Annotated in this window: 12 protein-coding genes, 1 tRNA gene and 1 pseudogene; 8 read left to right on the top strand and 6 right to left on the bottom strand. The window is 57.4% G+C overall.

Going from position 1 to position 15903, the window contains the following annotated elements; all coding sequences use genetic code 11:
- A pseudogene (locus THISIDRAFT_RS10925) lies at positions 1-511 on the bottom strand (helix-turn-helix domain-containing protein); the annotation flags it as partial.
- A gap of 182 nt (positions 512-693) precedes the next feature.
- Between THISIDRAFT_RS10925 and THISIDRAFT_RS10920 the strand changes: the two are divergent.
- Positions 694-783, top strand: a tRNA-Ser gene (locus THISIDRAFT_RS10920).
- Between the two features lie 50 nt (positions 784-833).
- On the opposite strand, the gene THISIDRAFT_RS10915 is transcribed toward THISIDRAFT_RS10920, so the two are convergent.
- From THISIDRAFT_RS10915 to THISIDRAFT_RS10900, 4 genes are all read right to left on the bottom strand, one after another.
- Positions 834-1787, bottom strand: coding sequence for a carbohydrate kinase family protein (locus tag THISIDRAFT_RS10915; protein WP_006786112.1), 954 nt, complete (start codon positions 1785-1787; stop codon positions 834-836).
- A gap of 61 nt (positions 1788-1848) precedes the next feature.
- Complete coding sequence (locus THISIDRAFT_RS10910; RefSeq protein ID WP_006786111.1) at positions 1849-2640, bottom strand: gamma-glutamyl-gamma-aminobutyrate hydrolase; 792 nt, start codon at positions 2638-2640, stop codon at positions 1849-1851.
- Between the two features lie 39 nt (positions 2641-2679).
- Complete coding sequence (locus tag THISIDRAFT_RS10905) at positions 2680-2883, bottom strand: YgaP family membrane protein (RefSeq protein ID WP_006786110.1); 204 nt, start codon at positions 2881-2883, stop codon at positions 2680-2682.
- A 24-nt stretch (positions 2884-2907) separates the two neighbouring features.
- Positions 2908-4203, bottom strand: coding sequence for a citrate synthase (locus THISIDRAFT_RS10900; protein WP_006786109.1), 1296 nt, complete (start codon positions 4201-4203; stop codon positions 2908-2910).
- Positions 4204-4442: 239 nt separating this feature from the next.
- Between THISIDRAFT_RS10900 and THISIDRAFT_RS10895 the strand changes: the two genes are divergently transcribed.
- The 3 genes from THISIDRAFT_RS10895 (at position 4443) to glmM (ending at position 9463) form a co-directional block, all read left to right on the top strand.
- The gene (locus THISIDRAFT_RS10895; protein WP_006786108.1) at positions 4443-6410 is read left to right on the top strand and encodes an alpha-amylase family protein; all 1968 of its coding nucleotides are present in this window, start codon (positions 4443-4445) and stop codon (positions 6408-6410) included.
- Positions 6407-7990 carry an ArnT family glycosyltransferase gene (locus tag THISIDRAFT_RS10890; RefSeq protein ID WP_006786107.1) on the top strand — a complete coding sequence of 528 codons (1584 nt, stop codon included), beginning with the start codon at positions 6407-6409 and terminating at the stop codon, positions 7988-7990. Before THISIDRAFT_RS10895 ends, THISIDRAFT_RS10890 begins: the two co-directional genes overlap by 4 nt.
- 132 nt (positions 7991-8122) lie before the next feature.
- Entirely contained in the window at positions 8123-9463 is a 1341-nt protein-coding gene (glmM, locus tag THISIDRAFT_RS10885; protein WP_006786106.1) for a phosphoglucosamine mutase, read from the top strand.
- 13 nt (positions 9464-9476) lie between these two features.
- Here the strand turns inward: glmM and THISIDRAFT_RS10880 are convergent, their stop codons facing one another.
- On the bottom strand, positions 9477-9758 hold the full coding sequence (locus THISIDRAFT_RS10880; protein WP_006786105.1) for a late competence development ComFB family protein: 282 nt from the start codon (positions 9756-9758) through the stop codon (positions 9477-9479).
- Between the two features lie 137 nt (positions 9759-9895).
- Here THISIDRAFT_RS10880 and nadA point away from each other — a divergent pair, with 137 nt between their 5' ends.
- From nadA to uvrD, 4 genes are all read left to right on the top strand, one after another.
- On the top strand, positions 9896-10975 hold the full coding sequence (nadA, locus tag THISIDRAFT_RS10875) for a quinolinate synthase NadA (RefSeq protein ID WP_006786104.1): 1080 nt from the start codon (positions 9896-9898) through the stop codon (positions 10973-10975).
- A gap of 142 nt (positions 10976-11117) precedes the next feature.
- Complete coding sequence (locus THISIDRAFT_RS10870; RefSeq protein ID WP_006786103.1) at positions 11118-12356, top strand: kinetochore Spc7 family protein; 1239 nt, start codon at positions 11118-11120, stop codon at positions 12354-12356.
- 1 nt (position 12357) lies between these two features.
- Positions 12358-13596, top strand: coding sequence for a molybdopterin molybdotransferase MoeA (gene moeA, locus THISIDRAFT_RS10865; RefSeq protein ID WP_006786102.1), 1239 nt, complete (start codon positions 12358-12360; stop codon positions 13594-13596).
- Positions 13593-15860: a DNA helicase II gene (uvrD, locus tag THISIDRAFT_RS10860; RefSeq protein ID WP_006786101.1), complete on the top strand. Its 2268-nt coding sequence runs from the start codon at positions 13593-13595 to the stop codon at positions 15858-15860. Before moeA ends, uvrD begins: the two co-directional genes overlap by 4 nt.
- Positions 15861-15903 lie beyond the last annotated feature (43 nt).

Raw genomic sequence — 15903 nt, 5'->3', positions numbered from 1 at the left:
TCGATGAACACAAGTCAGGGTACAGCGCGGGCCGCGCACCTCAAACCAGTCATGGGGCGAGCCGTCGATTTGAATGAGCTCCCCCAGGCAGGGGCGGCGTGGACGGCGCTGATGAATGCGGGCTTGCTTGCGTTGCTTGGGCTGCCATAGCCCATCGGCCACCATCCACTGGCGCAGGGTCTCGACCGAGAGATGATGACCATGGCGCTCGGCCAGCTTTTCGCAGGCCAGGGTGGGGCCAAAGTCGGTGTAGTGCGTCTTGACCAAGGCGAGCACCTCCTGGCGTACTGTCTCGGCAATGGCGTTATTGGGACGTCGGCCACGGTGGCCACTGCGTAGCCCTGTCGCCCCATGCTCACGATAGCGGCGAACCAGGCGCTTGACCTGGCGCACGCTCAACCCCACGGCGCTGGGCCGCCTCGGCCTGCCGCAGATGCTTGTTCGCCACCGCCTGAATCATCTCTAGTCGGTCAATTTCTTTGTGACTCATCGTAATGTGCTCCTTCGTCATGCGTGCCCCTCCCGCTTAAATATAAAGGGGACATTTTAGAATTGGACGAAGGGGACATTACTGCTTTGGGCTAACACGCCTTGATTCCTCTCTTTTCCAAAGACAGTTTGTGTAGTAAAATAACTCGCTTGGCATTTACTGGGTTTATAAAACCCAAGGCAGTGCCGGTGTTTAAGGAATGTGGAGAGGTGCCGGAGTGGTCGAACGGGGCGGTCTCGAAAACCGTTGTACGCTTGCGCGTACCGTGGGTTCGAATCCCACCCTCTCCGCCAACCCTTAAACAACGCTCTTCTAGTCTCCTATGCGCTCATCGCCGTATCTATTATTTCCATTGTTCTGCTGTTTCGGTATAAAAGGCGCGCTGGCTGGTGATGGCGCCGTGCAGGGTGCAGACCTTGGCGGCAAACTGCGCGGCGTGTGCAATGGTTTTTTCCCAACTCCATTCCTGCATCAAGGCAATCAGGACGACGCTGCTGAAGGCATCGCCGGCGCCGACGGTGTCGCGCAATACGTTTGGCGCAGGGGCTGCCGGGCTGTGAATGCACTGTCCTTCTTTGCTGACCACTAAAGCGCCTTGTGCCCCCAAGGTGAGGATCACGGCATCCAGTCCGTAGCGGTCTTGCATCCATAAAGCCTTGGTGGGCATGTCCGGGAGGTGTTCAGGGGTGAGCCAGGTCAGTTCCTGGGCGTTGAGCTTGACCCAGGTGGCACGCATTAACAGGGCAGGAAGGCTTTTCGGCTCCCACCAGGGGCTGCGCAGGTTGACATCCAGAAATATCGGGCGGGCGGTAGCGGTGTGCAGGGCCTCCAGTGTGGCGCGGGAGGTTTGGCTGCGCAGGGCCAGGGTGCCGTGGTACAAAATGGCGCGGCGCCGCTGTTGGCTTGCCGCAATCGCAGGGGCGGCGGCGATGTGGTCGTAGGCCTGATCAGCCAGAATGTCATATGAGGGTTCCCCGCCTTCGAGATGAACCTGGACCTGTCCGGTGGGATGGCTTGCGCAGTGTTGCAAGCCCTGCGTTTCCAGGCCCCAGGTATCCATCATGGAGCGTACCTGTTGACCGAGTTCATCCTGCCCAACCGCACCGATAAACAGCGGTGCCTGTCCAAAGCCGCATAAATTCCAGGCAACATTGAACGGCGCCCCGCCAAGAATGGCGCGATCTTCAAAGCAGTCAAATAACACTTCACCAAAAATAATCGGGCCTGACATCATTTGTTTATGCGGGAAATCCTGGCCTTGATCCCAGGGGGATGACGCAGCGCCATGCACGGCCATGATCAGGCCGTCCTGTCCCGCTCCTCCTTAGGGGTCTGTGGTTAAAAAAGTAGGGCGAACATCATGCGGCGCTGGCAGAACCGTTGCGGGCGGCCTCTACCAGCGCATGAAACAAGGCTTGATGCTCTGGTTTTTGTGGCAGATATTCCGGATGCCATTGCACCCCTAAAACATAGGGGTAGTCACGGTGTTCAATGGCCTGCGTGATCCCGTTGCTTTCCTGGGCCGCCACACACAACCCTTGTCCCAGGCGGTCAATGGCCTGATGATGCAGTGCATTGACCTTAAGCCGGGTGTGCACAACGATCTGCGCCAGGCGGGTTTGCGGGATCACGATCACGGCTTTGCGCGGCAACACGGTGCGGATTTGCGGCGCTTCGCGGTAAAAACCTTGCAGGTTTTGGTGCAAACTGCCCTGACAGACGACATTTAACAGCTGCATCCCGCGACAGATGCCCAATACCGGCAGCCGCTGCGCCAAGGCCAGCTTGAGCAGGCGATATTCCATCCGGTCGCGGGCTTCATCACCGCCGGGGGCATGGGTGATCAGACTACGCCGCAATCCCCATAGCAGGGGGTAAAGCAGCAAGGCGCCAAGACGATTGAGATACCCTTGTTCCAGGGCCTTGATTTCCGCAACCAGGGCAATTTTAGGCTGACCATAGAGCGTTGGACTGACATCGGCACCGCCACTGATGACCAGTCCATCCAGCTGCTGAAGATCTAATGTACGCCTGGGGGTGATCCGCTGCACCCGTGCGCCGGCGCGATACAAGGCCAGCGCGATACACCACCAGGCCGCCAGGCCGCCACGATCCGGGCCAGTGACACCAATCAGAGGTCGCTTTGCCATCAAACACCGGTCGGCGCTGCAAACGCCGACCGCCTGAGCTTAATGAAAGGCCTGCCCAGGCTGCATTCCCATCTTTTTCAGGATGATGGCCAGAGGGCAAAAACCGGTAAATGCCGATTGCAGTAAATTAGCCCCAACAAAGGCGGTAAACCAGAGCCAGTAGGGGCTGTGCAGATAAGCCAGCAACACGCTGAGCAGGATAAAACCACCGGCGACAGCAAAGACAATACGATCAATACTCATAAAAACTCCTTATGGATAAATGTATTAGCGTTGTTCAATCGGGACATAATCACGCGGCTGTTCGCCGGTGTAGAGCTGGCGCGGGCGCCCGATGCGCGATTCAGGATCATGCATCATCTCGTTCCAGTGCGAAATCCAGCCCACGATACGCGCCAGGGCAAAGATCACCGGGAACATGTTGAGCGGGATACCCATCGCCCGCAAGATGATACCGGAATAAAAATCCACGTTGGGATAGAGCTTGCGCTCAATGAAATATTCATCCTCTGTGGCAATCCGCTCCAGTTCGAGGGCCACCTCAAACAGCGGCTGATTTTCTGCGCCCAGTTCCGCCAGCAGTTGATGACACATCTTGCGAATGATTTTAGCCCGTGGGTCAAAGTTTTTATAGACGCGATGACCAAAGCCCATCAGGCGGAAGGGGTCATCTTTATCCTTGGCGCGGGCCACGTACTGATTAACATTGCCACTTTCGGCAATGCTGCTGAGCATCCGCACGACGCTTTCATTGGCACCGCCGTGTAACGGTCCCCACAAAGAGGCAATCCCGGCAGACACTGCGGCAAAGGGGTTTGCCTCGGAGCTGCCCGACAGGCGCACCGTCGAGGTGGAGGCGTTTTGCTCATGGTCGGCATGCAGGATCAGGATCAGATCCAGGGCGCGCACAAAGGTGGGATTGGTCTTGTAGGCGGTCGTCGGCGTTGAAAACATCATGCGCAGGAAGTTTTCGGTATAGCCCAGCGAATTATCCGGATACATAAAGGGTTGGCCGAGGGCATATTTATACGACCAGGCCGCGATGGTGGGCATCTTGGAGATCATGCGATGCGCCGAGATCTCGCGATGTCTAGGATTTTGCACGTCGGTGGAGTCATGATAAAAGGCTGACAGCGCGCCAAACACGCCGACCATGATCGCCATCGGATGGGCATCATGGCGAAAGCCCCCATAAAAGCGGCGCAACGCCTCATGCAGCATGGAATGCTCTTTGACAATGCGCGAAAAGTCACTGAGTTCGGTCGAGGTGGGCAGATGTCCGTAGAGCAAGAGATAGCAGACCTCAAGGTAGGTGCTATGCTCGGCGAGCTGCTCAATCGGGTAGCCCCGATACATCAAAATCCCTTTGTCGCCATCGATGTAGGTAATGGCGCTGCTGCAACTGGCGGTGGCCATAAAGCCGGGATCATAGGTGAAATAGCCCAGTTCCTTATACAGCGAGCGAACATCAATGGCCGCCGGGCCATGCGTGCCTTCGTGTACCGGCAATTCCACCTGCTTGCCGGTAGCGTTGTCAGTCAGGGTGACGGTGCGCTTAGTCATAGTAAATCCTCAGTTGTGATAAATTGACCGGGCGTAGATACTACCTTAAAAAGACCGATTTTTTCTGCTATGCAGCATCGGCGCTGGTTTAAAATCCCTGGTTTTTCGGGTCATCCCGCCTCATGTGGTATGGTGTATGACGCCATGTGCGGCACGCAGCGCCTGAGTTTTCGGCGATGTCTCGGATTCGGCGCCTGTGTTTTGTGCAAGGCAATCATTCATTCTAACATCCAAATATCATGATACGGCAGATTCAACCCAGTGACCCCGTCTGGCTGGAAGAGCAAAGCCTGCGTTCTTTCAAGCGCTTACTTCCACGCATAGAGGCCCGCTTTGCCCCGCGCACCGACCCGGCAGAATGGGAGGCCTACAGCGAGCGCCTCAAGCGCCATTTTCCCCAGCTGTTTAAGCGCTTGTTTGCGCTGTACGGCGGTCACTATGATTTTTTTTATCATTTGGAAAGCGTGCTGGCCTCCGCCACCGAGATGTGGCTGGCGCGTCCGGCGCAACTCAAGGCGCTGGATGCGCTGCGTGAGGCCGATCCGCATTGGTATCAATCGAGCCGCATGATTGGGGCGATGTGTTATGTCGATCTGTTTGCCGGTGATCTCAACGGCTTGCGTGAACGCATTCCCTATTTAACCGAGCTGGGCATCACCTATCTGCATTTAATGCCGTTGTTTAAGGTGCCCCAAGGGGATAATGACGGCGGCTATGCGGTCAGCAGCTACCGCGAGCTCGATCCGGCGATGGGTACCCTGACGCAGCTCGCTGAGCTGGCCACCGAGCTGCGTCATCACGGGATCTCGCTGACCCTGGATTTTGTCTTCAATCACACCTCGGATGAGCACGAATGGGCACGGAGGGCCTTGGCGGGTGACCGTGAATATCAGGCCTATTACCGGATGTTTGCCGACCGTGAATTGCCCGATGCCTACGAGCGCAACATGCCGGAGGTGTTTGCGGATGACCACCCAGGCGCCTTTACCTACTTAAGCCGTATCAAGCGCTGGGTGTGGACCACCTTTCACACCTATCAGTGGGATCTGAACTACGAAAACCCCGTGGTTTTTAACCGCATGATGGAGGAGATGCTGTTTTTGGCCAATCAGGGGGTGGAAATCCTGCGCCTGGATGCGGTGGCCTTTGTGTGGAAGCGGCTGGGCACAAACTGCCAGAATCTGCCCGAAGCGCACTGGTTGATTCAGGCCTTCAATGCGGTGGTCAACATTGCCGCCCCGGCCATGACTTTCAAATCCGAGGCCATTGTCCATCCTGACGAGGTCCGCAAATACATCGGCGAAGAAGAGTGCCCGCTGTCGTATAACCCGCAGTTGATGGCGCTTTTATGGGATGCCCTGGCCACGCGGGATGTGCGTGCCTTGCGCCAGGCCATGCAGCGCAGCTTTGCCCTGCCTGATGGCTGCGCCTGGGTCAACTATGTACGCTGTCACGACGACATCGGCTGGGCCTTTGCCGATGAAGACATCATCGCCGCCGGCTTTGATCCGGATGAACATCGCCGCTTTCTCACCCGTTTTTATACTGGCCGCCATCCCGGCAGCTTTGCCCGAGGCGCGCCGTTTCAGGAAAATCCGCTCACTGGCGATGCCCGCGTATCGGGTAGCTGTGCCTCGCTCAGCGGTCTGGAAAAAGGCATTGATGAAAACGATCCGCAGGAAATCGAGCTGGCCATCCAGCGCATCCTGCTCTTGCATGGCGTCATCTTCACCATTGGCGGCATCCCGCTGATTTACCTGGGGGATGAGGTCGCCCAACTGAATAATTACGACTATGGCAGTGACCCGATCAAGGTCGGTGATTCACGCTGGATGCACCGCAGTGCCTTTGACTGGGAGCACGCCGAACAACGCCGCGACCCCAGCACCATTCCAGGGCGTGTCTATCAGGGTCTGCTGCGCCTGATTCAGCTACGCGCCCAAAACCGCGCCTTTGCCTGGGCCGAGACGGAAATCGTTGATACCGGCAATGCCCAGGTCTTTGGTTTTATTCGCAGCAATGAGCAATATGCGGTATTTGTGCTGGCTAATTTCAGCGAATTTGAACAACGTCTGGAGGCCCGCCGCCTGCGCCAGATGGGGATGCGCAAAACCATGGTGGATTTTCACACCGGGCGCACCGTCACCGCCACCCAGGAGCTGGTCGTCGGGCCGTATCAGCTGATGGTACTGAGTCATAACGTATGAGTGCCGGGCATCCACGGCTTGGCCCGCCGCCCTTGGCCTTGCACCGCAGCCTTGCCTTGTTGCTGCTGGCGGCTTTATGGACGGCGTTTTTTTTCAATCTGCATGCCTTCCCCTTGTTTGATCTGGATGAGGGTGCCTTCAGCGAGGCCACCCGCGATATGCTGGCGCGGGGTGACTGGATCGCAACCTATCTCTATGGCGAGCCGCGCTATGACAAACCTATTTTGATCTATTGGCTGCAGGCCCTCAGTGTCAGCCTGTTTGGCCTGCAGGAATGGGCACTGCGTCTGCCCTCGGCGCTGGCCTCCACCGCCTGGATGCTATTGATCTATGCCTTTTGTGCGCGGCTGGGCGATGCGCGCACTGGCCTGATTGCCGCCACCCTGGGAGCCAGCGCCTTTGCCATTACCGTGGTGGGCAAGGCAGCGATTGCCGATGGACTGCTCAATCTGCTGATTGCCGCCGCCATGTTTGCCATTTACCTGCACTACACCCGCCGCCAGCCGCGTTATATTTATCTGGCCTTTATCGCGATGGGCCTGGGCTTTCTGACCAAGGGGCCGGTGGCGGTGGTGATTCCGCTGCTTGCCAGTCTGCTGTTTTATCTGCTCAAGGGGCAGGGGCGGGCATGGCTGGCGGCGGCCTTCAATCCGCTGGGCCTTGGGCTGTTTTTGGCCTTGGTGCTGCCGTGGTATCTGACCATCACCTGGCGCGAGGGGCCGGGCTTTTTGCTGGGCTTTCTGCTGGAGCATAACCTGGGGCGCTTTCAGGCACCGATGCACGGCCACAGCGGCCCGCTCTTTTTTTATCTGCCGGTCTTGCTGGTAGCCCTGTTGCCTTATAGCAGTCTGCTGGTGCGCACGCTGTGGGAGATGCGGCGAAGCTGGGTGTATCGGCAGGATTTGCATGCCTTCTTGCTGGTGTGGTTTGCGGTGGTTCTGGTGCTTTTTTCGCTGTCCGGTACAAAATTGCCCCATTACATCCTCTACGGGGTGACGCCGCTTTTGATTCTCATGGCCTTGCATCTGGAGACGCTGAAAAGCCGTGCCTGGCTGTTTTTACCAGCGGTGCTGATGTTTGCCTTCTTGCTGCTTGTGCCGGATCTGCTGAGCTGGCTTAAACCGCAGCTGCGCGATGCCTATGTGTTGGGCCTGCTGACCGATCATCATGCGCATTTTTCCCTGCTATGGCGGCTGTATTTTGCCCTTGCCTTGGGGATAAGCCTGTATTTCATGTTCGCCACACTGCGCCGCAACACCCAAGGCTATAGACTGCTGTTACTGGGTTTATTGCTCAATATCGGTACCGCAGGGCTGGTATTGCCTGCCATCTCTGCAATTCAGCAAGGCCCGATTTATGCGGCCGCACAGGCAGCGCGAGCCTTTTCTGATGAAGCAATCGTCATGTGGCGGCTCAACACCCCAAGCTTTAATGTCTATACCCAGCGGGTCATTGAACGCCGCACTCCGCAGGTCGGCGAAATCGCCCTGACCCGTGAGGATTCACTCCCCCGCCTTGGTGAATATGAGCTGTTATTTGCGCACAATGGCGTGGTTTTGGTGCGCGTGCTGCGTCTTTAAGCGAAGCGCTTTGCAGATTAGGCTGTGCTTGCAGAGATATATGTTCGCCCTATGTGGCGGACGCATCCTGCGTTCGCGGGTTTTCAAGCGGCATCAAGATGATGCCGCCACTAATTTTGAGGAGTGATTCGCGTGGAACGTCGCTATTTTGGGACTGATGGGATTCGTGGACGGGTGGGACAGGCGCCGCTGACCCCTGATTTTGCCCTTAAGCTGGGGTGGGCGGTGGGGCGGGTGTTGGTACCTGATGGGCAGGGCCTGGTGTTGATTGGCAAGGATACCCGCGTTTCGGGCTATATGTTTGAGGCTGCCCTGGAGGCCGGGCTGTCAGCCGCCGGGGTGGATAGCCGTATGTTGGGGCCGATGCCAACCCCGGCGATTGCCTATCTGACCCGCACCTTCAGGGCGCAGGCGGGAATTGTGATCAGCGCCTCGCATAATCCTTTTTTTGATAATGGCTTTAAGTTCTTTTCCAGTCAGGGTAGCAAATTGCAAGATGAGCTGGAGTATGCCATTGAGGCGCAGCTTGAGCAGGCGATGCAGATCGTCGATTCAGCCGATCTGGGCAAGGTCGAGCGGGTCAGCGATGCCGCCGGGCGCTATATTGAATTTTGCAAAGGTACGATTCCTTTCGGCACCACCTTGCACGGTCTGCGCATGGTCGTGGATTGTGCGCATGGGGCGACCTATAACATTGCCCCGCATGTGTTTGAAGAAATCGGCGCCGAGGTCATCCCGGTGGGGATTGCGCCCAATGGCTTTAACATCAACGAAGGCTGCGGCTCGCTGTATCCTGAACATCTGAGCAAGGCGGTGCTCAGTCATCAGGCGGATCTGGGGATTGCCCTGGATGGTGATGGCGACCGGGTGATCATGGTCGATGCCCAGGGCGAGGTGCTTGATGGGGATGAAATTCTCGGGATCATCGCCTTTGCCCGGCAGCGTGACGGCCATCTGGGCGGCGGGGTGGTGGGCACCCTGATGAGTAATCTGGGCCTGGAGTTAGCCCTTCAGGCGCAAGGCATTCCCTTTCGGCGCGCTGCAGTGGGGGACCGTTATGTGCTGGAAGCGCTGGAACAGGAAGGCTGGATGCTGGGCGGGGAATCCTCGGGCCATATTATCTGCCGGGATCGCACCACCACCGGCGATGGCATCATTGCCGCGTTGCAGGTGTTACAGGTGATGTGCAGCAGCGCGCAAAGCCTAGCCGAACTCAAACAGCGCATCCGCAAGTTTCCGCAGATTCTGATCAATGTGCCGATTGGCAATCTTAATGCCGCCAGCGTTGTGCAAACTCCGTCTGTGCAGGCCGCCGTGCGTGAGGCAGAGCAGCACCTCGGTCAGGAGGGGCGCGTCCTGTTGCGGCCTTCAGGCACCGAACCCTTGATCCGGGTCATGGTGGAAGGACGCGAGCGCACGCAGGTGCAACGACTGGCCAACGAGCTGGCGCAGATGATACGCGAACAGCTCTAAACCTTTGCCGTACTTATTTTGATCGGAAATCCTGGGCGACGTGCGCAAAGGCATAGCTCACGGCCTGCTTAATGGCTTGATCAATGCGTTTTTGCTCGGCACCACTCAGATAGAACATGGCATATACCTGATGACGTACATAGCGCGCCGGTAATTGATTCAGCGCCAGACACACGACGTCTTCCAGAAGGTCAGAATCCGGCGCTTGATCCGGCGGAAAATGCTCCTTGGCATATTGGCGTACCGCCTGAATGACGCGGGCTTCGTAAAGATTGGTGATATCAAACGTAGACATTGCAAGGTACTCATTGTTATCGGGTTAACGCATGGTACACGGGGCAGACAAGCAACGCTTTTTTGTCGCTCAATTGCTGGTATCCGGGTTTTTGGCTTAAACTGCCCGCTTTGGCACACGCTTTTGGTCGGGGCTTCATGAATCAAGATCATCCCTTATCGCGACATGCGTTTAGCGTTCCACTGACGGCGGGTATTCTCTCCAGCGTCCCTCATTATGACAGCGCCACCCGCGAGGCCGTCATTCTACGCATCAAGACACTGCTACAACAGCAAAATGCAGTGTTAGTAGCACATTATTATGTGGATGCGCAACTGCAGCGCCTGGCCGAGCAAACCGGTGGCTGTGTTTCGGATTCGCTGGAAATGGCGCGTTTTGGCCATCAGCATGCAGCGACGACCTTGGTGGTTGCGGGCGTGCGCTTTATGGGCGAAACGGCAAAAATTCTCAGTCCGGAAAAGCGGGTGCTGATGCCCACCCTGGAGGCGCAGTGTTCGCTGGATCTGGATTGCCCCGCCGAGGAGTTTATCGCCTTTTGTGATGCGCATCCTGAGCGCACGGTGGTGGTGTATTCCAATACCAGTGCGGCGGTCAAGGCGCGGGCGGATTATGTGGTCACCTCAAGCATTGCGGTGAAACTGATCCAATATCTGCACGCGCGCGGGGAAAAAATGATCTGGGCCCCGGATCGCCATCTCGGCGCGTATGTGCAGGCGCAAACCGGGGCGGATATTTTGCTGTGGCAGGGGGCGTGTGTGGTGCATGAGGAGTTTAAGGCGCAGGCCTTGCTTGCCCTCAAACAGCAACACCCCGAGGCGGCGATTCTGGTGCATCCGGAATCCCCGGCCAATGTCATTGACTTGGCGGATCGCGTGGGCTCGACCTCGCAATTGATTGCCTTTGCCAGGGCGTTGCCGCATCAGACGCTGATTGTGGCGACGGATAAGGGGATTTTTTACAAAATGCAGCAGGCGGTTCCCGATAAAACCCTGCTGGAGGCGCCGACGATGGGACACAGCGCCACCTGTCAAAGCTGTGCGCATTGCCCGTGGATGGCGATGAATGGCTTGCATAATCTGCTGGAGGTTCTAGAAAAGGGACAGCACGAAATTCAGGTGGACGAGCACATTCGCCTCAAAGCACTGCGCTCAACCCAACGGATGCTGGATTTTGCCCAGACACATCCCGCGCCGGTATTCGGTCATGGCGATGCGTGAGTGCCATGCCGATCTGGGTCAGGAGGGCCCCCGGTCTGCGCCCTGCATGTGTGTTAACGCCGTCTGTGGAATATGGATCGCTTGAGCCCCGGCGCAGCGCAGGGATGGCACACGGTCAATGATGCGATGCTGCGGCGTGTTGATGCTGCAGAATGCATGGATTCAAGGCCTGTCTATTGTCGCACTGCCTGCCGCCATGAATGATAAATTTGATCCGCCGACCATCCCGATGGAGTTGTTTCGCAAGATGGTGGCAAGCCTGCCGCCGGAGGCACTGGCAAAATTACCGCCGGAAAAACTGCCCGATCATATCCCTCTGGATATCGTTGAGGAGGCACCGATTTACTCACGCAGCGCGGTAGAAAACCTGGTGATGGCGGCCAATAGCTTTCATCTGGGACAACGCCTGGAAATTCAGGCTCGCCACGGTGATGAGGTATTGGCGGCCCTGGATATCTCCAAGGCGAGTGGGCATACCGCCAATCTGCGCATCTTTCACAACAAACTCAGCGAGCTGGACCAGTGGTATGGCGAATGGAAGCAGACCCAGCACACTGAAGTGCTCGCCCGCTTGACCGCCAATATCAAGGCCGTCAATCCCTTGTTGCTCGATATTCGTGCGGAAAAAATAGACCTGCAGGCCGCTGTAGCCCTGCTGGGACGGCAGAGTTATCGCTATGAAACCTATGCCGAACGCTTTCGCAGCGCACTCCAGGCGCTCAAGGTACACATCACGCGGATTGAGGCCCTGCTGGCGCATTATTACCGCCTGCGTCTGCTCGTGACCGAGATTGAAATGCAGGCCAAGACTGAACAGATTCAGCAACTTGACGAGCATACGCTCACGCTTTCGCTGGAAATTGATGCCTTGCGTGAGCAACTGGAGCGTTCCCAGAGTCTATGGAAACGCACTTTGCGCCGCAGCAGCGCCAATAAGGAGGCGGAGCTGTTACAGGCGCAGATCATGGCCCTGGTGGCCCAGCGCCAGGCCAATGAGGCGGCGATTTCGGAAAATGATCTGACCTTGTGGCTGGATGCCCTGGTGGATGCCAGTCTGCATCCGGATGTGCGCGAACAGATCGTCACCCATTTGGGCAACACCCGCACACACCTGTACACGCTGTTGATTCGCTATTGTCAGCAGCAGGAAACCTCGGCCATGCAGATTGCCCGCAATCCATTTCTGCAGATTGATCCGGCGCAGGCGATTCGTTTTGTCCTTTTATCAGAACAATTCATCCTGGATTATTTTTCCCGCAAACGCCATCAAAACACCGCCTGGATTAGCGATATGGCGCAAGTGCGGATTGAAGATCTGGATAGCATCGAACGCACCATCCTTACCGAGCTCAAGCGTTCCAGCCGCTTTATGAGAAAATGACATGGATAACCCCTCAAAGTCCCTGATCAGCCTTGCAGCGGCCTTGCAGCAGATAGATCAAGCCATTATTGCCCTGCCGGGTGAGGAGATCGTGCCTGTATCTGAGGCACGCGGACGCGTCAATGCGCAGACCCTGACGGCACGCCAGGATTCGCCACCCTACACGAATGCGGCGATGGATGGTTATGCCCTGCGGGCGGTGGATATTGCACCCCGCGGTGCCACCCGTCTGCGCTGTGTAGGCCAGGCGCTCGCCGGTCATGCCTATCCTCATCCCCTCAAGGCCGGCGAATGCGTGCGCATCATGACCGGGGCCGGTCTGCCGCAAGGGGCTGATACCGTGGTGATGCAGGAAGTGGTGACGCGCCACGATGATCAAGTCAGTATCCCCGCGCCCCCACGCCCCGGTGAACATGTGCGCCGTCAGGGCGAGGAATTTCAGGCCACAGACCCCGTGTGTATGCCCGGACGTTGCCTCAACAGCGCCGATCTGGGGCTGTTGGCCTCACAAGGCATCACGGAAGTGCTGGTGCGGCGCAAGGTGCGCGTGGCCTTGTTTAGCAGTGGGGATGAGCTTGCCCAGGCGGGAACGGCGCGGACCCAGGCGCAGATCTATGACAGCAATCGCCCCCTGTTACAGGCGGCGCTGGAAACTTTGCCGGTGGTGCTGGTGGAGATGGGCACCTTGCCCGATGCGCCCGCCGCGCTGCGGGAGCGCTTGCAGCACGCCAGTACGCAGGCGGATGTGATCATCACCACCGGCGGGGTCTCGGTGGGTGAGGCCGACCGGATGCCTGAGGTGCTGGCCGAGCTGGGCACCCTGCATTTATGGCGTCTTGCCCTCAAACCCGGCAAACCGCTGGCCTTTGGACAGATACAGCACGCCTGGTTTTTTGGCTTGCCGGGTAATCCGGTTTCGGCGCTGCTGACCTTCATGCTGTGCGTCAGACCTGCGCTGCTCAAACTTGCCGGACAGGGCTATCAGCATTTACCGCGCTTTCCTGCACAATTGACGCATGCCTGGCACAAAAAATCCGGACGCGAGGAATACCCGCGTGGGGTATACAGTCGCAGCGAAGCCGGTCATCTGTGTGTGCGTCTTCTTAACGATCAAGATTCCTACCGCCTCACCTCCCTGACCCAGGCCAACTGTCTGGTCGCTGTGGCGGCGGCAACCCAACAGCTCAGTGCCCAGAGCTGGGTTGACATCATTTTACTGGACCATTGCTTTTGCTTATGAATAACCCAAACGACCCTTTAGCCACCCTCAATCCCTCCCAGCGCGAGGCAGTTACCGCCCCATTGGCGCCGGTACTGGTACTGGCGGGAGCGGGTAGCGGCAAAACCCGCGTCCTGGTACACCGCATTGCCTGGCTGATTCAGACCCAGCAGGTCAAACCCCAGCATATTTTGGCGGTCACCTTTACCAACAAGGCGGCCCATGAAATGCGCGAACGCCTGGAGGCTTTGCTGAATATCCCGGTGCAGGGCCTGTGGGTCGGGACGTTTCATGGTCTGGGCCATCGGCTGTTACGGATTCATCATCGCGAAGCCGAGTTGGCTGCCGATTTTCAGATTCTGGATGCCGATGATCAGCTGCGCCTGATCAAGCGCATCCTCAAAGAACTCGACATCGACGAGGAGCGTTGCCCGCCGCGCAAGGCCCAATGGTTTATCAATGCGCGCAAGGATGAAGGCTATAGGGCGCACGATCTGGATGCCCACACCCAGCGGGTCGGTGAAGCGCTATTGATTCAGATCTACGCCCATTATGAACAAGCCTGTGCCCGCAATGGCGTGGTCGATTTTGCGGAATTGTTGCTGCGCGCCTTGCAGCTACTGCAACGCGAACCAGCCTTGCTGGCGCAGTACCGCGAGCGCTTTGCGCATATTCTGGTGGATGAGTTTCAAGACACCAACACCATTCAATACCACTGGCTAAGTCTGCTGGCGGGTCAGGAAAATCCCATCTTTGCGGTAGGCGATGATGATCAATCCATCTACGGCTGGCGTGGGGCACGCATTGAACACATCCAGCGCTTCAGTCGTGATTTTCCACACGCCAAAACGGTGCGCCTCGAGCAGAATTATCGCAGCACGGCCAATATCCTGAGCGCCGCCAATGCCCTGATTCGGCAAAATACCCACCGCCTGGGCAAAGAATTATGGACCCAAGATCCGGCCGGCGAACTGCTGGCCCTGTATGCGGCTTTCAACGAAGTGGAAGAGGCGCGCTATGTTGCCGAAACCATCAAACAATGGGGCAGCGAAGGCCGCGCCTATACGGATGCAGCGATTTTATACCGCTCCAATGCCCAGTCACGCCTGTTTGAAGAGGCGCTAAACCAGCAAGGCATTCCCTATCGGATCTATGGCGGTCAGCGTTTTTTTGATCGCGCCGAGATTCGCGATGCCTTGGCCTATCTGCGCCTGGTGACACAGCCTGATGAAGACACCGCCTTTGAACGGGTGGTTAATCAACCACCGCGCGGGCTGGGCGAACGCAGCCTGGAAAAGTTACGCGCCCATGCCCGCCAGCAAGGCGTCTCTTTATTTCAGGCGGCCTGTCAACGTGAGACACTCAACGCCCTGACGCCACGCGCCGCCCATTCTCTGCTTGGTTTTTGCCAGCTGCTGGCGCAAATCCACCAACAATGTGCCAAGCTTAAGCTGCATGAACAGGTGGATATCGTCATCACACAGTCGGGCCTGCGCGAACATTACCGCAGCGAAAAAGGCGAAAAGGCCCAATCTCGCCTGGATAACCTCAATGAGCTGGTCAATGCCGCCCGCAGCTTTGCGTTTGAGCCGGAATATTATCCCGACATGACGCCCCTGCTGGCCTTTTTATCCCACACCGCCCTGGACACCGGCCAGACTGACGGCACCCAAAGCGGGCAACCTCAAGACGCCGTGCAATTGATGACCCTGCATTCGGCCAAGGGACTGGAGTTTCCCCTGGTATTTCTGGCAGGCATGGAAGAAGGGCTGTTTCCGCACAATATGGCGATCAACACCCCCAATGAGATCGGCGTAGAAGAAGAGCGCCGCCTTGCCTATGTGGGTATCACCCGGGCCCGCGAGCGTCTGGTTTTAAGCTATGCGCAATCGCGGCGGGTGTATGGCAAAACCATCAACTGCCTGCCATCGCGTTTTCTCGGCGAACTCCCGGAAAACCTGCTACAACCCGTCGGCTCAACCCTGCAGGTACGCCGCAGTTTCAGCGCCCGCCCGCCCATGAAAAGCGCAAGCCAATATAGCCGCTATGTCAGTGCGGCTGAAAAAATGCCGCGCCAGAGCAGAGCCGCCGAGACATCCGAAACACCGGTCAAGATGGTCCAGGGTCTGGCGCTGGGCCAACGGGTGACGCATAAAAAATTCGGTGAAGGGGTGATCACCCGCTTTGAAGTCAACCCGCAAAAAACCCGCATCGAAGTCCAGTTTAGCCGCCACGGCAGCAAATTACTGGACATGGCCTTTGCCAAATTAACCCCTCTTCATTGATGGGACGGAGCCTATCGCTCATTTTAGTTGCTGCACGCGAAGA

Origin of the sequence: Thiorhodospira sibirica ATCC 700588 (assembly GCF_000227725.2) — a bacterium.
Taxonomy (GTDB): Bacteria; Pseudomonadota; Gammaproteobacteria; order Ectothiorhodospirales; family Ectothiorhodospiraceae; genus Thiorhodospira; species Thiorhodospira sibirica.
The sequence above is the reverse complement of the archived record's forward strand: the minus strand, read 5'-3'. Positions and strand labels throughout refer to the sequence as shown.